18 protein-coding genes and 1 other RNA gene are annotated in these 22,861 nt (G+C 72.4%); 11 read left to right on the top strand and 8 right to left on the bottom strand.

The window, feature by feature from the left end; all coding sequences use genetic code 11:
• The first annotated feature begins 2 nt into the window (after nt 1–2).
• Both AC3A5R_RS00745 and AC3A5R_RS00740 read left to right on the top strand, forming a co-directional pair.
• Entirely contained in the window at nt 3–416 is a 414-nt protein-coding gene (locus AC3A5R_RS00745; protein ID WP_487618880.1) for a rhodanese-like domain-containing protein, read from the top strand.
• Nucleotides 413–1,612: an O-succinylhomoserine sulfhydrylase gene (locus AC3A5R_RS00740; RefSeq protein ID WP_487618879.1), complete on the top strand. Its 1,200-nt coding sequence runs from the start codon at nt 413–415 to the stop codon at nt 1,610–1,612. The genes AC3A5R_RS00745 and AC3A5R_RS00740 overlap by 4 nt, the downstream gene beginning before the upstream one ends.
• Before the next feature lie 43 nt (nt 1,613–1,655).
• Here AC3A5R_RS00740 and AC3A5R_RS00735 read toward each other — a convergent pair whose 3' ends face one another.
• The 4 genes from AC3A5R_RS00735 to AC3A5R_RS00720 form a co-directional block, all read right to left on the bottom strand.
• On the bottom strand, nt 1,656–2,045 hold the full coding sequence (locus AC3A5R_RS00735; protein ID WP_487618878.1) for a hypothetical protein: 390 nt from the start codon (nt 2,043–2,045) through the stop codon (nt 1,656–1,658).
• A 9-nt stretch (nt 2,046–2,054) separates the two neighbouring features.
• Entirely contained in the window at nt 2,055–2,420 is a 366-nt protein-coding gene (locus tag AC3A5R_RS00730; protein WP_487618877.1) for a YciI family protein, read from the bottom strand.
• A gap of 115 nt (nt 2,421–2,535) precedes the next feature.
• Nucleotides 2,536–3,624 (bottom strand): ArsB/NhaD family transporter, encoded by a 1,089-nt coding sequence (locus AC3A5R_RS00725; protein ID WP_487618876.1) that lies wholly within the window; start codon nt 3,622–3,624, stop codon nt 2,536–2,538.
• A gap of 4 nt (nt 3,625–3,628) precedes the next feature.
• Nucleotides 3,629–4,378, bottom strand: a complete 750-nt coding sequence (locus AC3A5R_RS00720; protein WP_487618875.1) for a YaaA family protein — start codon at nt 4,376–4,378, stop codon at nt 3,629–3,631.
• A gap of 116 nt (nt 4,379–4,494) precedes the next feature.
• Between AC3A5R_RS00720 and AC3A5R_RS00715 the strand changes: the two genes are divergently transcribed.
• Nucleotides 4,495–5,931: an RNB domain-containing ribonuclease gene (locus AC3A5R_RS00715; RefSeq protein ID WP_487618874.1), complete on the top strand. Its 1,437-nt coding sequence runs from the start codon at nt 4,495–4,497 to the stop codon at nt 5,929–5,931.
• Between the two features lie 64 nt (nt 5,932–5,995).
• Here AC3A5R_RS00715 and AC3A5R_RS00710 read toward each other — a convergent pair whose 3' ends face one another.
• Entirely contained in the window at nt 5,996–6,811 is an 816-nt protein-coding gene (locus AC3A5R_RS00710) for a hypothetical protein (RefSeq protein ID WP_487618873.1), read from the bottom strand.
• Between the two features lie 245 nt (nt 6,812–7,056).
• On the opposite strand from AC3A5R_RS00710, the gene AC3A5R_RS00705 reads away from it, so the two are divergent.
• Entirely contained in the window at nt 7,057–7,386 is a 330-nt protein-coding gene (locus AC3A5R_RS00705; protein ID WP_487618872.1) for an STAS domain-containing protein, read from the top strand.
• 101 nt (nt 7,387–7,487) lie between these two features.
• Here AC3A5R_RS00705 and AC3A5R_RS00700 read toward each other — a convergent pair whose 3' ends face one another.
• Nucleotides 7,488–7,889 carry an ATP-binding protein gene (locus AC3A5R_RS00700; RefSeq protein WP_487618871.1) on the bottom strand — a complete coding sequence of 134 codons (402 nt, stop codon included), beginning with the start codon at nt 7,887–7,889 and terminating at the stop codon, nt 7,488–7,490.
• Between the two features lie 68 nt (nt 7,890–7,957).
• On the opposite strand from AC3A5R_RS00700, the gene AC3A5R_RS00695 reads away from it, so the two are divergent.
• The 3 genes from AC3A5R_RS00695 to AC3A5R_RS00685 all read left to right on the top strand — a co-directional run bounded on the left by AC3A5R_RS00695 (nt 7,958) and on the right by AC3A5R_RS00685 (nt 11,868).
• Entirely contained in the window at nt 7,958–9,760 is a 1,803-nt protein-coding gene (locus tag AC3A5R_RS00695) for a GAF domain-containing SpoIIE family protein phosphatase (protein WP_487618870.1), read from the top strand.
• Between the two features lie 61 nt (nt 9,761–9,821).
• Nucleotides 9,822–10,217: RNase P RNA component class A (rnpB, locus tag AC3A5R_RS00690), an RNA gene on the top strand.
• A 196-nt stretch (nt 10,218–10,413) separates the two neighbouring features.
• Nucleotides 10,414–11,868, top strand: a complete 1,455-nt coding sequence (locus AC3A5R_RS00685; RefSeq protein ID WP_487618869.1) for a benzaldehyde dehydrogenase — start codon at nt 10,414–10,416, stop codon at nt 11,866–11,868.
• Nucleotides 11,869–12,082: 214 nt separating this feature from the next.
• Here AC3A5R_RS00685 and AC3A5R_RS00680 read toward each other — a convergent pair whose 3' ends face one another.
• Together AC3A5R_RS00680 and AC3A5R_RS00675 are read right to left on the bottom strand one after the other, a co-directional pair.
• The gene (locus AC3A5R_RS00680) at nt 12,083–13,648 is read right to left on the bottom strand and encodes a family 1 glycosylhydrolase (RefSeq protein ID WP_487618868.1); all 1,566 of its coding nucleotides are present in this window, start codon (nt 13,646–13,648) and stop codon (nt 12,083–12,085) included.
• A gap of 28 nt (nt 13,649–13,676) precedes the next feature.
• The gene (locus AC3A5R_RS00675) at nt 13,677–15,218 is read right to left on the bottom strand and encodes an FAD-dependent monooxygenase (RefSeq protein ID WP_487618867.1); all 1,542 of its coding nucleotides are present in this window, start codon (nt 15,216–15,218) and stop codon (nt 13,677–13,679) included.
• Between the two features lie 68 nt (nt 15,219–15,286).
• On the opposite strand from AC3A5R_RS00675, the gene AC3A5R_RS00670 reads away from it, so the two are divergent.
• Genes AC3A5R_RS00670 through AC3A5R_RS00655 form a run of 4 tightly spaced genes read left to right on the top strand, consistent with a single transcriptional unit; the run spans nt 15,287 to nt 22,834 of the window.
• Nucleotides 15,287–16,381 (top strand): ABC transporter ATP-binding protein, encoded by a 1,095-nt coding sequence (locus AC3A5R_RS00670; protein WP_487618866.1) that lies wholly within the window; start codon nt 15,287–15,289, stop codon nt 16,379–16,381.
• On the top strand, nt 16,378–17,436 hold the full coding sequence (locus AC3A5R_RS00665; RefSeq protein WP_487618865.1) for an ABC transporter ATP-binding protein: 1,059 nt from the start codon (nt 16,378–16,380) through the stop codon (nt 17,434–17,436). Before AC3A5R_RS00670 ends, AC3A5R_RS00665 begins: the two co-directional genes overlap by 4 nt.
• Nucleotides 17,433–20,117 carry a family 78 glycoside hydrolase catalytic domain gene (locus AC3A5R_RS00660; RefSeq protein WP_487618864.1) on the top strand — a complete coding sequence of 895 codons (2,685 nt, stop codon included), beginning with the start codon at nt 17,433–17,435 and terminating at the stop codon, nt 20,115–20,117. The genes AC3A5R_RS00665 and AC3A5R_RS00660 overlap by 4 nt, the downstream gene beginning before the upstream one ends.
• The gene (locus tag AC3A5R_RS00655; RefSeq protein ID WP_487618863.1) at nt 20,114–22,834 is read left to right on the top strand and encodes a family 78 glycoside hydrolase catalytic domain; all 2,721 of its coding nucleotides are present in this window, start codon (nt 20,114–20,116) and stop codon (nt 22,832–22,834) included. The genes AC3A5R_RS00660 and AC3A5R_RS00655 overlap by 4 nt, the downstream gene beginning before the upstream one ends.
• The last annotated feature ends 27 nt before the right edge of the window (nt 22,835–22,861 follow it).

The raw sequence follows: 22,861 nt of genomic DNA, 5'->3' as shown, positions 1-22,861 counted from the left end.
GCATGAGCTATGCCGGTGACGTGACCCCCGAGCAGGCCTGGGCGGCCCTGCGCGACGAGCCCGCAGCGGTGCTCGTCGACGTGCGTACGAGTGCGGAGTGGTCCTACGTCGGCCTGCCCGACCTCGGCCAGGTCGGCAAGGACGTCGTTCTCGTCGAGTGGCAGTCCTACCCCGACGGCCGGGTCAACGAGCGCTTCGTCGACGAGCTGGCCGAGGCCGGCGTCGGCAAGGATCAGCCCGTCTACTTCCTGTGCCGCTCGGGCGTGCGTTCCGTGAGCGCCGCCGAGGCCGCGACCGCAGCCGGCTGGGCGCAGTCGCGCAACGTCCTCGAGGGCTTCGAGGGCCCGCACGACGCGCAGCGCCACCGCGCCGTCTCCGGCTGGAAGGTCGCGGGCCTGCCGTGGGTGCAGGGATGAGCGACACCGGCACCCGCACCGACACCACGCACGGCTGGCGGCCCGACACCCTCGCGGTGCGGGCGGGCCTGTCCCGCAGCGGTTTCGAGGAGACGTCCGAGGGCCTCTACCTGACCTCGGGGTTCGTCTACGACACCGCCGAGGACGCCGAGGCCGCGTTCAAGGGCGACGTCGACCGCTTCGTCTACTCCCGCTACGGCAACCCGACCGTCTCGATGTTCGAGGAGCGGCTGCGACAGATCGAGGGTGCCGACGCGTGCTTCGCCACCGGCTCGGGAATGTCGGCGGTCTTCGTGGCACTCGCGGCACTGCTCGGCAAGGGTGACCGCGTCGTGTCCTCGCGTGCCCTCTTCGGCTCGTGCTTCGTCATCCTCGACGAGATCCTCCCCAGGTGGGGCGTCGAGACGGTCTTCGTCGACGGGCCCGACCTCGACCAGTGGCGCGAGGCGCTGTCCGAGCCGACGACGGCGGTCTTCTTCGAGACGCCGAGCAACCCGATGCAGGAGCTCGTCGACATCGCCACGGTCAGCGAGCTGGCCCACGCCGCCGGCGCGAAGGTCGTCGTCGACAACGTCTTCGGCACGCCGGTGTTCAGCAAGCCGCTCGAGCACGGCGCCGACATCGTCGTCTACTCCGCGACCAAGCACATCGACGGCCAGGGCCGCGTGCTCGGCGGTGCGGTGCTCGGGCCCAAGGAGTTCGTCGACGGCCCGGTGCAGAACCTCATGCGGCACACCGGCCCGTCGATGTCGCCGTTCAACGCGTGGGTCCTCGTCAAGGGCCTGGAGACGATGTCGCTGCGCGTCGAGCGGATGGCGGCCAGCGCCCTCGAGGTGGCCCGGTTCCTCGAGTCGCACCCGCGTGTGACGCGCGTCGTGCACCCGTTCCTTCCGTCCCACCCGCAGCACGAGCTCGCCAAGCGCCAGATGCTGGCGGCCGGCACGGTCGTGACGTTCGAGCTCGACGGCGGCAAGGACGAGGCCTTCGCGCTCATGAACGCCTTCGAGGTCATCGACATCTCCAACAACCTCGGCGACTCCAAGTCGCTCATCACGCACCCGGCCACGACGACCCACCGACGGCTGACGCCGGAGGCCCGCGCCGCGGTCGGCATCACCGACGGGGTCCTGCGCGTCTCGGTCGGCCTCGAGGACGTCCGCGACCTCGTCGCCGACCTTGGCCGCGCCCTCGGCTGACGGCGTCGCACGGAGGGCCGGCGCGAGGGGCCGATGGACGCGCTCAGTCCTCGGTGGCGACGGACAGGATCCCCCCGAGGACCGCGGCGAGGCGACCGGCGTCGACGGCTCCACGCCCCGACAGCTCGATCGGTGCAGGCTCACCGCTCCACCCCTCGACCGACAGCACAGCGCGGCGCGTCGGGACGTCGACGTACACCCAGTAGTCGATGCACGGCGGCGGCCACTGGCCCCCGTACGACTCGACGACCCCGCTGTCGGGGTAGCGCTCGGCGAACCGCAGCGGCTCGGCCTCCCACAGCATGTCCGCGACGACGCCGTCACTCGGCTGCGCGGGCGCGGTGCGCGAGAAGCCCGCGGAGGCGCTGAGGAACAGCCGGTCGAGGAGGGCGCACACGGTCGCCGACCAGTCGTCGTCGAATCCCGTGGGCACGGGCCAAGCCTAGGCCTGACTGCGTCCGGCCCCGGGCTTGAAACGGCGCACCTCGTGAGGCCATCCGCACCCCTCGGCGACCCGGCCCGCCCACATCTTGGCGGTCTCGTCGTCCGGCACGTCGACGATCGCGAAGCCGCCGAGGAACTCCTTGGTCTCGACGTAGGGGCCGTCGCTGACGACCACCCCCGTACCGGTGGGGTCGGCGTGAAAGACCGGGCCGTCCTCCTCCTCGAGACCTGCGGCGAACACGTAGACGCCGGCCTCCTTCATCTGCTCCGTGACCGCCCGGGCGAGGGGCCCGCGGCTGCGGAACCAGTCCTCGCTGTGGTCTCCGACCCACTGCTGGTTGAAGTAGATGAGGTACTCGGCCACGACTGCTCCTTCGGTACGTGCGGGCCTGACGGGTCCGCGTCCATACCTACCCCACGAACGCGCTCGCCCGCATCGGACATGATCCGGCGATCCCGTCCGCCCCGGCGGGGGAGGCTCAGGTGGCGGCGAGCGTCAGGGTCGCGGCGCCGACGACCACGACCGCGCACAGCAGGCCGGTGCGGGCCACGCGTCCCGCGTCGACGGTGAGCCCGGCCGAGCGGCACCGCTGGGCCCACAGCAGCGTCGCCACCGAACCCCACATCGTGACGAGCGGGCCGGTGTTGACGCCGACGAGCAGGGCCGCAAGGCGGGCCGGGGCGTCGGTGACGGTCGGCTCGAGTGCGAGGTAGGCCGGCAGGTTGTTGATCCCGTTGGCCGCGAGCGCGCCGAGGCCACTGATGCGCAGCAGCGCCGTCACGCCCGTCCCCTCGCCGACGAGCGTCTGCAGCCAGTCCTCGAGCCCGGCGCGCAGGGCGGCGTCGACGGCGAGGAACAGCACGCAGATGCCCATGACGGTGAGCCACGGCAGCTTGATGCGGCGCAGCAGCTCGGGGGCGCGCCAGTACGTCGCGGCGAGGAGGAAGAGGGCCGCGGGGACCGAGGCGAGGGCCGGCTGGAGCCCGGCGACGAACGCGACGGCCAAGGCCCCGCACGTCCACGCGGTGATCACCATGAGGAGGTGGTCGTGCGGCTCGGCCCGGGGCGGCGCTTCGTAGCGGCCGCGGAGCTGGGTGCGGTGCAGCAGCCACAGCACGCCCATCGTGCCGACCACTGCGACGACGGCGGGTGGCGCGAGGAGCCGGATGTAGCCCAACGTCGAGACGCCGAGCTCGGCGAACGGGTGCAGGGACAGCAGGTTGGTGAGGTTCGACACCGGCAGCAGGAGCGAGGCGGTGTTGGCCAGCCAGAGGGTGGTCATCGCGAAGGGCAGGGGCGGCGCCCCGACCTGCCTGGCCACGGTCACGGCCACCGGGGTGAGCAGCACGGCCGTCGTGTCGAGGCTGAGCACGACGGTGGAGACCACGGCCAGGGCGACGACGAGCAGCCACAGCGCGGCGACCCGGCCGCGGGCCAGGCGCGCGGCCCAGTGGGCGGCCTCGTCGAAGAGACCGGCCTGGTCGCAGAGCTCGGCGACGAGCGTGATGGCCACCAGGAAGACGAGGATCGGGGCCACCCGGTCGACGAGCTGCGCGAGGTCGAGCACGGCATCAGTCCTTCGCGGTGGCGGCCAGCTGCCACGCCTTGCCGGGACGTTCGGGAGGGGTGAGGGTCACGGTGAACCGCTCGGACAGCGCGTCGGCCAGCGCCTCGGGAGTGCGGGGTGCCTCGCGGCCGACGAGGTCGCGGGTGACCAGGCCACGGGTGTGCTTGGCCATGTGCGACGCGGCCGGGACGGTGACGTGGACCGTGCGACGGGCGATGTGGGCCGGGGGCCGCCACATCGCGGCGTACGTCGTGGAGCGGCAGTCGACGACGAGGCCGCGCTCGCCGGCGGCGCGCTCGAGGACTGGGGCGAGGTGCGGGCGCCACACCCTGTCGAGGACACCGATGCCGGGGACGTGCGCGCAGACGTGGACCCGATAGGCCGGGATGCGGTCGGTGAGGCGCACGGCACCGAAGAGCGCGGAGATGACGACGATGCTGCGGTGGGCGCGGCGTCGGGCGGCGGCGTCGAGGCTCGGCAGGTCCAGGGCCTTGTAGAGAACGCCCGAGTACACGTCGGCGGCGACGCGGGCCGGACCGGTGAACAGACGCGTGTTGCGCTCGACCTCCTCGTGGAGGTTGGGGCTGACACCGAGGACCTCGGGCGCCCCGGGCTCGGCGCTGACGGCGGCGACGGCGCGCACGGCGTCCTCGCGCAGCGGCGTCAGCTCGGGGAAGGACAGGGAGCCGAGGTCGAGCGGTCGTCCCCGGCGGGCCGGGGTCTTGCCCTCGGACGGGGGCAGGAGGATGAGCACGGGGGCCAGCCTAGGGACTCCAGGGTGGTGCACGCGCGCCCCTCTCGCGACGCGCCGCGCCGGAGGCCGCTGGCGCGTCGGCTCCGCTGGGGACGGGGCGTGCATAGGGTGGCGCCATGCCCTCGAGACACATCGTCTTCCACCCGGCACCGGCGCCGGGAGACGCGGCCCAGGCACTGACCGCGCGGTTCGGGGAGATCCGGCGCGAGGCGAAGCTGCCCGACGCGTTCCCGCCCGACGTCGTGGCGGAGGCCGCGGCGGCGGCCGGGGCCGCGCAGCTGCCAGAGCGGGACGAGACCGCGGTCCCGTTCGTCACCATCGACCCGCCGTCCTCGATGGACCTCGACCAGGCGATGCACATCGAGCGCGCCGGCGACGGTTTCCGAGTGCGCTACGCCATCGCCGACGTGCCGGCGTTCGTGCGGGCCGGGGGAGCGGTCGACACCGAGGCCCGCCGACGCGGCCAGACCGTCTACTGCCCGGACGAGCGGGTGCTGCTGCACCCGAAAGAGCTGAGCGAGGGGGCGGCGAGCCTGCTGCCCGACCAGGTGCGCCCGGCGTTCGTCTGGGACATCACGCTCGACGCCGACGGTGAGGGCACCGCGGTCGAGGTCTTCCGCGCCCGGGTGCGCAGCGTCCGGCGCTACGACTACGCCGAGGTGCAGCAGGCCGTCGACGCCGGCTCCGCCGAGGAGGTGCTCATGCTGCTCAAGGAGGTCGGCGAGAAGCGGATCGCTCTCGAGCGGAAGCGCGGTGGGGCGTCGCTGCCGATGCCCGAGCAGGAGGTCCAGGAAGATGGCTCGGGCGGGTTCACCATCTCGTTCCGCCCGCTGTTGGCCTCCGAGGACTGGAACGCGCAGATCTCCCTGCTCACGGGCATGGGCGCCGCCGACCTCATGCTTCGCGGGAAGATCGGCATCCTGCGCACCATGCCGACCCCCGACCAGCGCGACCTCGCGCGGTTCCGCCACCAGGCCGCGGCGGCCGGCGTCCCGTGGCCGAAGGGGCTGGCCTACGGCGAGTTCCTGCGCACCCTCGACCGGGCCGACCCCAGGCACCTGGCCCTCATCCACGAGGCGACCGCGCTGTTCCGCGGTGCCGGCTACACACCCTTCGACGGAACCGTGCCCGACCAGCCTGACCACGCCGCTGTGGCCAACCCCTACGCGCACGTCACGGCGCCGTTGCGCCGGCTCGTCGACCGCTTCGGCCTCGTCGTCTGCGAGGCCCTGTCGGCGGGCACCGACGTCCCGGCCTGGGCCCGTGAGGCACTCGCCGCGCTTCCGGAGGTCATGGCGGCCTCAGACCGACGAGCCGGTCAGGTCGAGCGGGCCTGCACCGACGCCGTCGAGGCCGCTGAGCTCGTGGGCCACCTCGGCGCGGTGCTCGACGCGGTCGTCGTCGACGTCAACGGCAAGGGCGTCGTCGTGCAGCTCATCGACCTCGCGATCGTGGCCAAGGCGACCGGCACGGCGCGCCCGGGCGACTCGGTCCGGGTGCGCGTCGAGACGGCCGACGTGTCCACCGGCGACGTCGGGCTCACCGTCGTCTGAGGTCGTCCCCGCTTGGGCGGGAGGCCTCGTCCGGCATCGTCCGGCCCCTGCGGGGCTCCCGGCGTCAGGGCGTCGGCTGCACCGGGTTGGCCGGCAGCGTGCCGCTCGACTGGGGGTCGCTGCCGCCGGCCGGTGCGGTCGGAGTTCCGGTGGATGGCGCGTCCGAGGTGGAGGTGGCGGTCGAGCCGCCCGTGCTCGTGCCGGTGGCTCCGGCCGCGGCACCCGACGCGGGTGCACCGGTGGTGGCCGCGGGTGCCGGCGTGCCCGTGGAGGGGCTCGTCGGCGTCGCGGCATGCGACGCGTTCCGCGACGCGTCGGTGCCCGAGGAGCCGGACGTTCCCGACGCGCCGGAGCCCGACGGGGCATCGACGACGGGCGCCGCGGCGGCACTGCGGCCGATCGTCGTGCCCGTCACCTGGGCGCCCGTGGTCAGCTGGACGCCGGTGAGGAACACGGCGGCGACCACGAAGAGGGCGCCGGTGGTCGCGAGCAGCCGCCGCGTGCCGGTGCGGTCCGGCAGGCGCCACCAGTCGGGACGGCGCGACTCGACGGCGCCCCGGTTGTACGCGCGGGCGAGCACGACCGCCTCACGCGCGCGAGCCATCGAGTTCGTGTAGAGGTTCGCCGCGACTGCGGTGATGACCGAGCCGATGGCGGCGCCGGCGATCGTACCGGGCAGGCCGAGCCGCGAGCCGAGGGCGGCCGCGGTGGCGGCGGCCAGCGAGCCGCCGAGGATCTGGGTCAGTGAGAGGTCGAGCAGCCGCGAGCGAGGGGAGTCGTCGTCGCGCGTGGCGAGCGGCGGCTCGGTCGTGCGGTCGGCGGCGAGCACCTCGGTGTCGTCGACGGAGGGGCGGGTGGTCGGGGGAGCGGTCTGGGTCATCGTCCTCAGGCAGGATTCCGGTTGCGGGGGCGGTCCACGTCCTCGTTGACGAGAAGGGACGTGCGCAGCGTCCCTCCCAAGGACGACGAGCGGCGCGCTGGGATCGTTGACGTCTGCGCCGATCTGTGACTCGGGTCACAACGCGGCCTGTCACGGTCATGAGGGGCAACACGGCACCCGGTAACCGGTGACGGCGACCGGTCCGCGGGCCTACGGTGGGAGAGCCCGGGGAGGGAAGGAGCCAGGTGGACGTCTCGGTCTCGAGTACAGACGGCAGCAGCCTGGTGCGCCTCGCCGGGGAGGTCGACACCTACACCGTGCCCGACGTGCGCGTCGCGTTCGACTCGGTCCCGCTGGCCCCGGGCTCGACCGTGGTCGTCGACCTGCGCGACGTCACCTTCCTCGACTCCTCGGGTCTCGGGGCCGTCATCGGGCTCTACCACCGGGCCCGCGCGGCCGGCGCGAGGCTTCGGCTCGTGTGCGACGGGGTGTCGTTGCGTCTGGTGCGCCTCACGAGACTCGACCAGGTCATCGACGTCGACACGTCGCCGACGCCGGACCACGTCATCTACTGAGGGGCCGCGGGTCTGAGACCACCGGCTCCTCGGACCACGTGCTGCCTGCGGCCCCCTGGTGCTCGGAGCCCACCCGCGCCGGGGGGCGACCAGCGCGCCGGCTACCGACGCGGCAGGTCGAGGTGCAGCCGCACCGTCGTGCGCGCCGGCGTCGACTCGATGACGAGGCGATCGGTCAGGCACTCGGCGATCCACAGGCCACGCCCGCTGAGCGAGGTGTGATCGGCCTGACCCACCACTGGCGTCGAGCCCGTGCCGTCGGCGTCCTCGACGGTGAAGACGAGCGACTCTTCGACAGCGTCGATGCGCAGCTGCCCGTGGCCGCCGCCGTGGACGATGCTGTTCACGGCGACCTCGTGCACCGCCATCTCGGCGTCGCCGACGCGTTCCGGGACCCGGTCCTCGGTGATCGACCGGACGACCTCGCGGACCCGGCGCAGGTCGTCCGGGCCGAAGTCGAGGCGGGCGAGCTCGGTGTCGCCGTCCACCGTCGGCGTGGTCACCCCACCATGGTGGCACTCCGGCGCTCCGTATCGGGGACGACGACGCCGCCAACTGCCAAGATGTGCGCATGAGCGCGACGGAGCCACGCCGCGGCCCACGTGGCGCGACCGGCGTCGCCCCGCGTCTGGCCGCGCTCGCGCGCACCGCCGCACGTCTCGGTGCGGCCACGACGCTGGACGACCTCAGCGAGATCGTCACCGAGCGCACGTCGGAGGTCATCGGAGCCTCGCGGGCCGTCTTCGCGCTGCGCGACGGGCCCGGTCGGCTGCGCACGGTCGGCACCCACGGGATGAGCGCCCGGCTCGCGCGGCGGTGGGCGGTGTTCGACCTCGCGCACCCGATGCCCATGACCGACGCGGTCCGGCTCGGTCGGACGGTCGTCGTCGAGAGCCGCCAGGAGATGCTCGAGTGCTACCCCGACATCGAGGACGACGGTACGGAGCGCTCGAGCGTGACGCTGCCCCTGCTGGATCCTGCCTCCCACGAGGCCGTCGGTGCAGTCGCCTTCCGTTTCGACGAACGGGTCGGCCCGCCCGACCCCGAGGAGCTCTCGGTCCTCGGCGTCCTCGGTGAGATGTGCGCCCAGACGATGCTCCGGCTGCAGGCCGAGGAGCGCAGCGCCTCGCGCTCGGCCCAGCTGGAGTTCCTCGCCGACGCCTCGCAGGCCCTCGCCGGCAGCCTCGACTACCGCGAGACGCTCAGGCAGGTCGCCTCCCTCGCCGTCCCGACGCACGCCGACTGGTGCTCGGTCCAGCTCGTCGACGACGGGGTGCTGCGCACGCTGGCCGTCGCCCACATCGACCCAGCCAAGGTGGCGCTCGCCAAGGAGCTCGAGACTCGGTGGCCGCCCGACCTCGAACGCCCCGGCGGCGTGGCTGACGTCGTGCGCTCGCGAAAGAGCCTGCTCGTCGAGGCTGTCACCGACGAGATGCTCGTGGCGTCGGCGCGCGACGAGGAGCACCTGCGCATCGCCCGCGAGCTGGGCCTGCAGAGCGCGATGTCGGTACCGCTGATGGCCCGCGATCGGGTGCTCGGCGTGCTGACGTTCGTCTCCGCGGAGTCCGGGCGGCGCTACACGCCCGAGGACATCGTCTTCGCCGAGGACCTGGCCCGGCGCGCCGGGCTCGCCATCGACAACGCCGACCTCTACTCGCAGACGCGCCGCACTGCCGCCGTGCTGCAGGCGACGCTGCTGCCGCAGGAGCTGCCGGACGTCGTGGGGTGGGGCTTCGGCGCCGTCTACCGCCAGGCCGGACGCACCGACATCGGGGGTGACTACTACGACGTCGCGGCTCTAGAGGACGATCGGCTCGTCGCCGTCGTCGGCGACGTCATGGGACGCGGCGTCGACGCAGCCCTCGGCGGCTCCCGGATGCGCTCGGCGGTCCGCGTGCTCGCCACCCAGCACCCCGAGCCGGACGCCCTCGCCCGCGCCGTCGACCGGCTCATGGCCGTCGAAGCCCCCACGCCGATGGCCTCGGCCGTGTACGTGCTCTTCGACCCGGCCGCCGACACGCTGTCGATGACCGTCGCCGGTCACCCGCCACCCCTGCTGATCCGTGGCGGCGAGGGGCGCTACATCGAGGACGGCTCACCCCTGCACGGCCTCGGTACCGTGCCGCGCCCCGTCGTCACTCTGCCCTTCGGCGTCGGTGACGTGCTGCTCCTCTACACCGACGGGCTCGTCGAGCGTCGCGACGAAGGCATCGACATCGGTCTGGAGCGGCTGCGGGGCACCGCCGAGCAGCACTTCCGCGACATCGCGGCCGACACCGACCTCGACGAGCTCCTCGACGCCCTCGTCGATGCCGTGACCGACCCCGACCGGCACGACGACGTCGCGCTCGTCGGCTTCCGACGCGTCGCCTGACGCCGGCGGCCCTGTGCTGAATGGGGCCCCACGCGTCAGGACCCCTATGCTGGTGCGCGGATGAGTCGGCCAGGCGGTCGCGTCAGGGCTTCGGCCCTGCCGAGGAACGTCCGGGCTCCGAAGGGCAGGGTGGTGGCCAACAGCCACCCGGGGTGACCCGCGGGACAGTGCCACAGAGAACAGACCGCCGGAGGCCTCGGCCCCCGGTAAGGGTGAAACGGTGGTGTAAGAGACCACCAGCGCTCCAGGTGACTGGAGCGGCTCGGTAAACCCCACCCGGAGCAAGTCCAGACAGCGCACGATCGACGCCCTCGGGCGTCGGGAGACCGGCCCGGTCGAGTGCGCGGGTAGGACGCTCGAGCCGGCCAGCAATGGTCGGCCCAGATGGATGGCCGCCACCGCGGATGCCGGCAACGGCGCCGCGGGACAGAACCCGGCGTATCGGCCGACTCATCCCCTATCCGGCCGCTGGCCTGCGGGTGTCGGAGGAGGGCCGGCGAGGCCGATGCTCTCGCACCTGCTCGCCCTCGGGGCATCGACTCGGTTGTCATCCGCAACCGGTGCCGGCGCGCCGTGCCCGAGAGGGACACCCAGGGTCTTGCGAGGGGATCCTCGGACGGAAATGATCGCATGGTGAGTTAGGAGCGTGGGCCATGACCATCATCGGGACCGGCTGGCACGACAGCATCTTCGTGAGCGGGTGGGTTCCCGGCTCTGGCGGGCGGATCACCGTCACATCGCCTGGCTCGGGTGACGAGCTCGGCGCAGTCGGCCGTGCGACGGCCGGCGACGTCGCGCGCGCCGCACGGGAGGCGGCGATCGCCCAGCGCGAGTGGGCGGCCAGGCCGCCGTCCGAGCGGGCGGCAGTCCTGCGACGCGCCGGAGCCCTCTGGGAGCAGCACGCCGAGGAGGTGCAGTCGTGGCTCGTCAAGGAGGCAGGGTCGATCCCGACCAAGGCCGGGCTCGAGACCCACATCGCTGCTGACGAGTGCTACGAGGCGGCCGCCCTGCCCACCCATCCGGCCGGTGAGGTGCTGGCGACGAACCAGCCGCGGTGGAGCCTGGCCCGCCGGCGACCCGCCGGTGTGGTGACCGTCATCGCCCCCTTCAACTTCCCGCTCATCCTGTCGATCCGCTCGGTGGCGCCCGCACTCGCACTCGGCAACGCAGTGCTCCTCAAGCCGGATCCGCGCACGACCGTCGGCGGCGGAGTCGCGCTCGTGCAGATCTTCCGCGAGGCCGGGCTGCCGGACGGCCTGCTGCAGCTGATCCCGGGCGGCCGCGAGACGGGTGAGGCGGCGATCGCCGCCGACGAGGTGCGCGTCGTGTCGTTCACCGGCTCGACCGCCGCTGGACGGGCAGTGGGGGCCCTCGGCGCGCAGCACCTCAAGCGCACGCACCTCGAGCTGGGCGGGAACAACGCCCTCATCGTGCTGCCGGGAGCCGACCTGACCAAGGCCGTCTCCGCGGGGGCCTTCGGCTCCTTCATGCACCAGGGTCAGATCTGCATGACCGCCGGTCGGCACCTCGTGCACGAGAGCCTGCACGACGACTACGTCGACGCGCTCGCCACGACTGCCGATCACCTTCCCGTCGGCGACCCCGCTGCGGGACAGGTCGCGCTCGGTCCGGTCATCGACGAGGGGCAGCTGCGCAAGATCGACAAGCTGGTGCAGGACTCTGTCGGCCAAGGCGCCAAGCTCGCCGCGGGCGGCACGTTCGAAGCGCTCTTCTACCGCCCGACGGTGCTGGCCCAGGTCACCGAGCAGATGCCCGCCTGGCGGGAGGAGATCTTCGGTCCGGTCGCACCAGTTCGCCCTTTCTCGTCCGTCGATGAGGTCATCGCCCTCGCGTCAGACAGCCAGTACGGCTTGTCCGTCGGCATCCTCGGCGACGTCGGTGAAGCCATGAAGCTCGCGGATGCCATCCCCAGTGGAATCGTGCACATCAACGAGCAGACCGTGGACGACGAGGCCAACGCCCCGTTCGGTGGCGTCGCAGCGTCTGGTACCGGCTCCCGTTTCGGCGGGGCCAGCGCGAACATCGAGGCCTTCACCGAAACCCAGTGGCTCACCGTTCGGACCGACATCGCGCCGTATCCGTTCTGACCCACGCGGCCCTGATCGCCCGTGCGAGCAGCGTGGCGGTGACGAGCACCCTCCTGCGCCACGATGTTCCAGCTCGGGGCACCACCTGAAGCCCGCCGGAAGTCTCCGCTGGCAATCCCCGGCGTATCGGCCGACTCATCCAGTGTCAATCCTCTGACCTGCGGAGATGCGAGGCTGCCACGAGCATGTTGCACGAGGTGTCGAGATCGGCGAGTCAGGAACGCACGCGGCGAGCCCTGGCGATGGCCGCGTACGCACGGGCGCTGGGCTTGGGCGTACGCACGAAGGTCTCTCGGTCCACCTCGTGCAGACCGAGCTGCGCGCCGTAGCCGAAGATCCACTCGAAGTTGTCCATGAGCGTCCAGTGCAGGTAGCCCAGCACCGGGACGTCGTCATCCGTCGCCGCGAGCAGCGCTCCCAGCGAGGGCTCGATGAAGCCGGCCCGCTCGGTGTCGTCGGCCGTCTGCATGCCGTGCTCGGTGACGAGGATCGGCACGCCGGTCTCCGCGTGGGCGTACCGCACCGCTCCGGCCAGTGAGGTGGGCTCGATGGCCGATCCCATGCCGTTCATCCGTGTGCCCGCCGCGGGTGCGACCTCGCCGTCGCCGTCGTACCAACGGCTCTCGTAGTTCTGCACACCGAGGAAGTCGTCCTCACGGGCCAGCTCGAGCCAGCGCTCGTAGACCTCCGCCCGTTTGCGGTCGCGGAACGAGGGGTCGTCCCCGACGACGCGGTCGTCGACGACCGCCAGGGAGAAGCCGACTGGGAGCTCTGGGCGGCGGCTCTTGATCGCCGCTCGGGCGGCGCGGTGACCGGCTGTCATGCCATCCCCGATGGCGTCCATCTCCTCGGGAACCATGACATTGCCGGCGCGGTAGCGCTCGACGCCGGCCGCCGCCGACGCCGCGTCGAGCGTGGCGCGCTCGAGGTCGCGGACGAAGTCGGGCAGGTCGAGCCAGGACAGCAGACGCGGCAGGTTCGGCTCGTTGAGCGTGACGGCATACGCGAGGCGGTCGCCGAAGCGGTCGGTCACCCACCCGCAGTAGCGCGCGAACTGCTCCGCGGCTCGCGGGCCCAGCCAGCCGCCCTCCGCGGCGAACCAGTGCGGGGATGTGAAGTGGTTGAAGGTGACGACTGGGGCCAGGCCAAGCTCGATGCAACGGTCGACCATCGACTCGTAGTGGTCGAGCGCGCTCTCGTCGACGACGCCCTCCTCGGGCTCGACGCGCGCCCACTCCACTGAGAACCGGTACGCGTCGAGGCCCATCGCCTTGACCAGGTCGATGTCCTCGCGCCACAGCTCGTAGCCGTTGCACGCCTGTCCCGACGGCTCGCGGAAGACCGAGGGGGTGGTGTGCTCGAGGAACCACGTGTCGCTGTTGGTGTTCTGCCCCTCGCCCTGGTGACCGGCTGTCGCCACGCCGAGGAGGAAGCCGTTGGGGATGGTGCGTATGCCGGCGCGTCCTTCGTCGACGCCCGCGCCGATACCGCTCTCCGCGGGTTCCCAGACGACGTCGAGCTCCTCCCGCTGGCCGAACCGTTCCAAGTGGTCCTTCACGACCTGGGCGAAGCGGTCCGGGTCGCCGTCCGCCGGCACCGACGCCTCGATTCGCAGCCGGGCACCGTCCGGCCACATCCGCACGACCTGGCCGGTCTCGAAGCGGATGACCGTCGCGCCGTCCTCCTCGCCCGCGCTGCCCTTGCGCGCCCAGTGCCCGGCGAGCTGCTTGGCATAGCGTTCGGGGCGCTCGGTGGCCATCGTCCCGAGTCGTGACTGCATCGTGAATCTCCTTGAGCGGTGAAGGTGGTCAGTGGACGATCTCGTCGAGTGGCAACGGCGCCGGGTCGCAGGCGGTCGGACCCCCTGCCGCGCCGACCACCCTCTGAAGGAGGTCGTGCGCGTCGGCGACCTGCTCGTCGCGCCAGGCCACGTGCTGGTCGGGTCGGACGAGCACGAGGTCGGCGCCGTAGAGCGGGCGCAGCTGCGACAGGTGCGCAAGGTCCAGGACCTTCAGCGGCACCCCGAGACGCGTGGCAGCGTCGCGAAGCGGGTCGGTGTCGGCGCCGGGGGCGAGACGCAGCAGCGTGAAACCCTCACCGAGGAGGTCGTAGACCGACGCGCCGCCGGGCAGCCAGGCGTGCGGCAGCCGTGCCCCCGGGTGGCCTGACGGCTCGAAGCTGTTCACCGGCTGCTCGACCGCCATGGTCTCGCCGGAAACGACCACGGGTGAGGTCGGGTAGTCGTAGCCCAGGACCAGACCCAGGCTGTGGAACTCCGGGTCCTTGGCCTGCAGGGCGCGGGCGATGTCCGCCCTCTTGGCCGCACCGGCGAGGCCGTCGGCGTCAAGGTCGGCTGCGGCGAAGGAGGGAGCGAGGAAGGCCTCCTGCTCGCCGGCAGCGGCGATGGTGCGCTGCGCCACCGGCCGCCGTTCGGCCTCATAGCTGTCCAGCAGGGTCTCCGAGGCCCACCCCTGCAGCACCGCGGCGAGCTTCCACCCGAGGTTGACGGCGTCGCCCACGCAGGTGTTGAAACCGTGCCCTCCCCAGGGCGGGTTCAGGTGTGCGGCGTCTCCGACGAGGAAGACGCGGTCGCCCCGGTAGCGGTCGACGAGCAGCATCCGCGCCGACCACGGGTCGGTGGCGAGCACCTCGACGTCGATGTCGTCGCCCGCCAGGGACTGCACCAGTGCAACCGCGTCGACGTCTGCGACGTCCTCGTCGATGCCCTGCAGGATGGCCCACCAGGTGCCGTCGAGGTCGAGGCGGCCCATCAGACCGCCGTGGCGGGCCCCGATGACCCAGTAGTGGATGCCGTGCGCGCACAGCACCCGCTCCTCCAGGGCCCGGCTCCGGAACGTGATGGACAGGTTGGGCACCGTTCCCGACGCGCCCTCGTACCGGACGCCGATGGCCGTCCGGCTCACGCCGCCGCTTCCGTCGCAACCGAGCAGGTACTCGGCGGAGACCTCGTGGGAGCGGCCCTGGGTGTCCTCCAGGACGGCCCGTGCGCCGCCGGTCCCGTCGACGACCGACGTGGCGCTCCAGCCGACGAGGAGCGTCACCGTCGGCAGCTCGGCGCAGGCCTCGCGGAGAACGTCCTCGACGACCGGCTGGGGTGCTTGCTGTCCGGGCTCGGCGGCAATGTCACGGCGCGTGGTCCAGAGCCCGAAGGCGTCCTCGAACCGGGTGATCTCGTGACCGAAGAGGCCGGTCACGAAGACGACGTCCTGCGCGTGGTCCACCGGAATGGGGGCGGCCGCGCGCAGTCGGTCGGCGATGCCCCAGCGGCGCAGGTGCTCCATCGTGCGGACGCTCGTCGTCTTCGCCCGGGCGCGGAGCGGGTCCAGCACGGAGCGGGAGGACCCGCCTCGTCTCGTCGTCGACGTGGGCCCCTGCCGACCCCGACGCCGTCCTCGAGGTGCGTGAGCTGTTTATCGCCGTGGACGACGGGTCGCAGCTGGTCACCGGCGTGAGCTTCGCCCTGCGCCCCGGCCGCGTGCTGGGGCTCGTCGGAGAGTCCGGCTGCGGCAAGACGATGACGGCCCGCTCGCTGCTGGGTCTGCTGCCCGACGGTGTCTCGGTCTCCGGGGGCTCGATCCGCTGGCAGGGACGGGAGCTCGTGGGGCTCGCCGAGCAGTTCAAGGGCGTGCGGGGCCGGGAGATCGCGATGATCTCCCAGGAGCCGATGGTCGCCCTGGACCCCATGTTCACCATCGCCCACCAGCTGACCCAGCCGATCCGCCGCTTGCGTGGCGCGGGTCGGGCCCAGGCGCAGGCGATCGCCGCCGACCTGCTGCGCAGCGTCGGCATCGTCGACGCGGATCGGGTGCTCAAGAGCTATCCGCACCAGCTGTCGGGGGGCATGGCACAGCGTGTCTGCATCGCGCTCGCCCTCACCGGCGAGCCGAAGCTGCTCATCGCCGACGAGCCCACGACCGCGCTCGACGTCACGGTGCAGGCGGAGATCCTGTCATTGCTGCGTGCCCTCGTGCGCGACACCGGCCTGTCGGTGATCATCGTCAGCCACGACCTCGGCGTCGTCGCGGACATCTGTGACGACGTCGTGGTCATGTATGCCGGCGAGGTCGTCGAGTCCGGCTCTGCCGCAGCGGTGCTCGACGACGCCGCCCACCCGTACACGATGGCGTTGCTCGGGGCCAACCCGCACGTCCCCGAGGGTGTCCCGGTGCCGCTGCGCCTGGCGTCGATCCCCGGCACGGTGCCACCGCCGGGCTCATGGCCTACCGGGTGCCGCTTCGCGACCCGGTGCCAGCTCGCGCGGACACAGTGTCACGAACCGTTCGCGGTGCTGCCCGTCCACGACGGTGGCCTGGTGCGCTGCGTCCGAGTCGACGAGCTCGCCCGGGACCACGTCGCGTGGGACGCCGACGACGCGTCGCCCAAGACCGGCCCCGACGTTCGAAGGCCGCAGGAGCGGAGCTGCGCACCCGCATCTTCGCGACCGTCCTCGCCGACGTCACCCACCTCAACGACAGCCGGAGTCTCCCCATGACCACCTCGCCCGCCGCTGCTCCCACCGGCCTTGCTGCACGTGCCGACGCCCCTGCTCCGGTCCTCGAGGTGCGCGACCTCGTGGTCCGCTACGGTTCGGGCCGTCGCGGACGCGGCGCCCCCGCGGCCGTCGATGGTGTCAGCTTCGACATCTGGCCCGGCGAGACGCTCGGGGTGGTGGGCGAGTCCGGCTCGGGCAAGTCCACGATCGGCAAGGCGGTCCTCGGTCTGCATCCGCCGGTCGGAGGCACGGTCCGGCTGCACGGGCGTGACATCACGTCGATGTCGCTCAAGCAGCGCAGCCGGCTCGTGGCCGACTTGCGGGTGGTGTTCCAGGACCCGTACTCATCGCTCAACCCGGCACGCACCATCGGCCAGACGCTCGTCGAGCCGCTGCGGCTCACGGGCTTCAAGGGTACGGAGGCGTGGGAGAAGGCTCGCGCCGGGCTGGAGTCGGTGGGCCTGCCCGGTGACGCCGTCGACCGCTACCCGACCCAGTTCTCCGGGGGGCAGCGCCAGCGGATCGCCATCGCCCGGGCCCTGGTCTGCGACCCCAAGGTCGTCGTGCTCGACGAACCGGTGTCGGCCCTCGACCTGTCGACCCAGGCCCAGGTGCTCAACCTGCTGGCAGACCTGCGCGACCAGCGCGGACTGGCGTTCCTGTTCATCGCCCACGACCTCGGGGTGGTCCGCTTCCTGGCGCAGCGGTCCGTCGTGCTCTACCGCGGCCAGGTCATGGAGACCGGACCGGTCGAGGCCGTGACCTCGCACTCCCGGCACCCGTACACCGCCGCGCTGACGGCGGCCGCGCCGGTGCCCCGCCCCGCCGAGCAGGCCGCCCGGCGGGCCGCCCGAGAGTCCCTCGGCATCGGCTCCGCCGGAGTGGCACAGCCGGCTGCAGGCGGGTGCCCGTTCGCGCCGCGATGCCCGTTGGCGACCGACGTCTGCGTCGACGAGCGGCCCGCACTCCGACCCGTTGACGGGACGTCGGCGGCGTGCCACCACGCCGAGCGGGTCCCGCAGCTGCTCGACCGGCTCACGGTGCCGCACCCGTGACCGCGCCGAAAGCGCCTGCGCCGCCGGTGAGCACGGCTCCGCACTCGCTGCGCGTCGAGCACCTGGACCTGCCACTCGGCATCCGGACGACCGCGCCCCGGCTGTCGTGGAGGCTCCCCGACGGCGCTCGCCGGCAGCACGAGTACCGGATCACGGCCGACAACGACTGGGACTCGGGATGGGTCGAGAGCGACCAGAGCCTGCTCGTGACCTACAGCGGCCCGCCCCTCGCCTCCGCCCAGCGGGTCGAGTGGCAGGTGGCGGTGCTGACCGACCTGGGGGAGAGCGCTGTCTCTGGCGCAGCGTGGTTCGAGACCGGCCTTCTCTGGACGGATGACTGGGCCGTCTCGTGGGTCGAGCCAGGCCAGATGCCCGAGGGTGCGCCGGGGGAGCGACCGGCCGCGCTGCTGCGGTTCGAGTTCGACGTCGAGCGCCCGGTCGCCTCCGCTCGGTTGCACGCGACGGCGCAGGGTATGTACGAGGCGTTCCTCAACGGCACGCGCGTCGGCGACGCCGAGCTGACGCCGGGCTATACCCAGTACGACGAACGCCTGCAGGTGCAGACGCACGACGTGACCGACTCACTGGCCCTGGGGCGCAACGCGATCGGCGTCGTGCTCGCTGACGGTTGGTTCCGCGGACAGACCGGCGTCACCCGTGCGGCCGACCAGTGGGGCACCCGACTGGCCCTCCTCGCCCAGCTGCAGCTCGTGCACGACGACGGCAGCACCACCGTGCTGGGCACCGGCGACGGCTGGCGCAGCGCCCTGGGACACGTCGTCGCCGCCGACCTCATCGCCGGAGAGTGGTGGGACCTCACGCGGATCGACCAAGACTGGGCGTCCCCGGGCTTCGACGAGGCAGGCTGGGACGAGGTGCTGGTCGTCGACCACGGCTTCGCCGGTCTCGTCGACTCGCCCGCACCGCCGGTGCGCCGCGTCGAGGAGATCGTGCCGGTGTCGGTGACCCGGCTGCAGGACGGGCGACAGGTGGTCGACCTCGGCCAGAACATCAACGGGTGGGTGCGGCTTTCGGACCTGGGGCCGGAGGGGACGACGACCACGCTGACCCACGGTGAATGGCTCGACGCCGACGGCGACGTCACCGTGCACAACCTCGAGCCGGACCTACCCTTCCTGCCACACCGGCTCCCGGCCGGGCAGGTCGACCGCGTCGTGTCCGCGGGCCGCGACGGTGACGTCTTCGAGCCGCGGCGCACCACCCACGGCTTCCAGTACGTCCGCATCGAGGGCCACCCCTCGGCCCTGACCACGGACGACGTGCGCGGCGTGTTCGTCCACACCGACATGCGCCGCACCGGGTGGTTCTCGAGCAGCGACGCCCGGCTCGACGCGTTCCACGAGGCGGCGGTGCGCAGCTTCCGGGGAAACGCCTGCGACATCCCGACGGACTGCCCGCACCGCGAGCGGCACGGGTGGACGGGCGACTGGCAGCTGTACGCACCGACCGCAGCCTTCCTCTACGACGTCGCCGGACTGTCGACGAAGTGGCTGCGCGACGTCGCTGTCGCGCAGTGGCCCGACGGCACGGTCGCCAACGTCAGCCCGACCCCGGGGCACGAGGGCCGCGACGGCCCGATCGCGTTCCTCAACGGGTCAGCGGGCTGGGGCGATGCCGCGGTGATCGTGCCGTGGGAGATCTACCGCGCGTACGGCGACGAGCAGCTCCTCACGGAGCTGTGGCCGACCATGGTCCGCTGGATGGATCGCACCGAACGGATGGCGCGCGAGCAGCGGCATCCGGCGCGCGCGGCCGAGCGACCGGTGCCGGACCCCCACGAGGAGTACCTCTGGGACACCGGTTTCCACTGGGGTGAGTGGCTCGAACCCGGCGACGGCCCCGGGCCCATGGACCATTTCGTGGCTGCCGACAAGGGGGATGTCGCCACCGCCTTCTACGCGTACAGCGCGGGACTGATGGCGCGCATCGCCGGCGTCCTCGGCAAGGACGAGGACGCCGCTCGCTACGCCGGGCTCAGCGAGCAGGTGCGCCGCGCCTGGCAGGCCGAGTACCTCGACTCCGAAGGCATGCTCACGCCCGACACGCAGGCGAACCACGTGCGAGCGCTCGCCTTCGACCTCGTCCCCACCGGAGCCCGCCAAGAGGTGAGCGAGCGTCTCGTCGAGCTCATCCGCAAGGCCGACACCCACTTGGGCACCGGCTTCCTGTCGACGCCGCAGCTGCTGCCGGTGCTCGCAGACACCGGACACCTCGACGTCGCCTACGAGCTGCTGCTCCAGGACAGCGAGCCGGGCTGGCTGGTCATGGTGGACCGCGGCGCGAGCACGGTCTGGGAGCGGTGGGACGGCATCTCGCCGGAGGGGGTCGCCCACGAGTCGCTCAACCACTACTCGAAGGGCGCCGTCATCTCCTTCCTGCACCGCTACACGGCGGGCATCGAGCCGGTCGAGCCCGCGTACCGGCGCTTCCGCGTCCGGCCCCGGCCGGGAGGCGGGCTCGTCCACGCCCAGGCGGCGCACGAGTCGCCATACGGGCGGATCGAGTCGGCGTGGCGACTGTCCGGGGGCACCTTCGACCTGCAGGTGCTCGTCCCACCCGGCACGGAGGCCGAGGTCGCGCTGCCCGACGGCACCACACACGCGGCCGGACCCGGCCAGCACGCGTTCACCTGCACGATCGACGAGGAGACACCCCAGTGACGACGACCGGGACGGGCGCGACGTACGAGGCGACTGCAGCGGTAGGCGCCGTGGCGTCGGCCGCTGGGCGGGCGACCAGCGAGCTCACCGTGCAGCCGGTCACCGTCGAGCACCACCGCGAGCCGATCGGCATCGGCGAGGCCACGCCGCGACTGTCCTGGGTCACGCAGACCGACACCCCGGACTGGAGCCAGGCAGCCTACGAGGTGCAGGTCGAGCCGGCGCACGGCGCCGTCTGGTCGTCCGGTCGGATCCAGACGGCCGAGTCGGTCCTCGTCCCGTGGGGGGCGCCGCCCCTGACCAGCCGCGAGCGGCGAGCCGTCCGCGTACGCGTCTGGGGGGAGGGCGCGGCCGAGCCGTCGCCGTGGAGCCAGGACGTTTCCGTGGAGGCGGGGCTGCTGGAGGCGTCCGACTGGACGGCTCAGCTGGTGCAGCCGCTGCTGCCGGCGCCCGGCGACGCGGGGGAGCCGGTGGCGGTGCTCCGTCGTGAGTTCGAGCTGCACCAGCCCGTCGTGCGCGCTCGCCTGTACGCGACCGCGCACGGCGTGTACGAGGCGCAGCTCGACGGGGCCGTCGTCGGCGACCAGGTCCTGGCGCCCGGGTGGACCAGCTATCGGCACCGGCTCCGCTACCAGACCTACGACGTCACCGCGCAGCTCGGCCCCGGACGGCACGCCCTCGGGATCAGCCTGGCCGACGGCTGGTACCGCGGGTATCTCGGCTTCACGGGAAAGCGACAGCTGTACGGAGACCGGACAGCTGCCTTCGCGCAGCTGGAGGTGGAGCACCCCGACGGAACGCGCACCGTCGTCACGACGGACGGGTCGTGGCGCTCCACCCTCGGCCCGCAGACCCGGGCAGACCTCTACAAGGGGGAGACCGTCGACTTCCGTCGAGAGCACACCGGGTGGTCCGCCCCCGGCTTCGACGACACGGGCTGGACGCCCGTGGAGCTCGGGTCCCTCGACGTGTCCACCCTCGTCGCCCCCACGGGGCCGCCGGTGAGGCGCGTGGAGACCGTCCCGGTGCACGGGATCAGCAGCTCGCCTTCGGGCAGGACCATCGTGGACTTCGGCCAGAACCTCGTCGGCTGGCTGCGCCTCCACCTGCCCGACGCCCCGGCCGGCACCGAGATCACGATCCGCCACGCAGAGGTGCTCGAGCACGGTGAGCTCGGCGTGCGACCGCTCCGCGCCGCCGACGCAACCGACGTGGTCGTCCTCGACGGGAACGGACCTCGCACCTGGGAACCACACTTCACCTTCCACGGCTTCCGGTACGCGGAGGTCATGGGCTGGCCGGGTGAGCTGACCGCCGACGCGCTGGAGGCTGTCGTCGTGCACAGCGACCTGCGGCGCACCGGCACGTTCACCTGCTCCGACCCTGACGTCGAGCGGCTTCACGAGAACGTCGTCTGGGGCATGCGCGGGAACTTCGTCGACCTGCCCACCGACTGCCCGCAGCGGGACGAGCGACTTGGCTGGACCGGAGACCTGCAGGTCTTCGCGCCCTCGGCATCGTTCCTCTTCGACGCATCGGGGATGCTGCGTTCCTGGCTGGCCGACCTCGCGGTCGAGCAGCTGGAGGACCACGACGGGATCGTGCCGATGTTCGTCCCCTTCCTGGACCTGCTGCCCTTCCCGCTGGCGGCAGACGTCGGCTGGGGTGACGCGGCAGTCGTCGTTCCATGGGGGCTCTATGAGCGCACCGGCGACGCCGGCCTGCTCGCCGACCAATGGGCCTCGATGACCGGCTGGGTCGATGTCTTCGAGCAGCGGGCCGGCGCGGACCTTGACTTCCCCGAGGGCGGGTTCTCGTTCGGTGACTGGCTGGACACCGCTGCCCCGCCTGACAACCCGGCTGCGGCTCGCACCCCGTGGCAGTGCGTTGCAGTCGCCTACCTGGCCCGGTCGGCGCGCACGGTGGCCCGGGCGGCCGACGTTCTCGGGTTCGACGGCAGCAGGTACGCCGACCTGGCCGAGCGCGCGGCAGGGCGCTTCCGCGCCGAGTACGTGACACCCACGGGGCGGGTGGCCTTTCCGTCACAGACGGCGTACGCCCTCGCCCTGGAGTTCGACCTGCTGAGCTCCCAGCAGCGTGAGCATGCGGGCAAGCTGCTGGCCGAGCAGGTGCTCAAGGACGGCTTCCACATCGCCAGCGGCTTCCTCGGCACGCCGCTGGTGACCGACGCGCTCACGAACGCCGGTGAGCTGGCGACGGCGTACGAGCTGTTGCTGCAGCGCGGGAACCCCTCATGGCTCTACCCGGTCACGATGGGCGCCACCACGATCTGGGAGCGGTGGGACTCGTTGATGCCCGACGGATCGATCAACCCCGGCGGCATGACGTCGTTCAACCACTACGCCTTCGGCGCCGTGGCCGACTGGCTGCACCGCACCGTGGCAGGGCTCGCCCCTGCTGCGCCCGGCTACCGGCGGCTTTGCGTCGAACCTCGACCGGGCCCCGGAGTGACGTCCGCCTCGGCGAGGCACGAGACGCCGTATGGCCCTGCGGCCGTGGCCTGGACGCTCTCCAACGGAACCGTCTTCAGCCTGGACGTGACCGTTCCCCCGAACACGACGGCACACGTCGTGCTGCCTGACGGCAGCGCTCCGGTAGAGGTCGGGTCCGGCCGGCACGCCTTCGCGGCGACGATCGAGGAGCCCTCGCCTGTCGACAAGCCGGCCCTCTTCTTCAACGCGGACGATCACCAGTGACGGGCTCTGTGCGTGCCGCCGGAAACG

The organism is Intrasporangium sp. Soil_C_50 (assembly GCF_057656595.1).
This window is presented reverse-complemented; position numbering and strand designations above follow the sequence as displayed.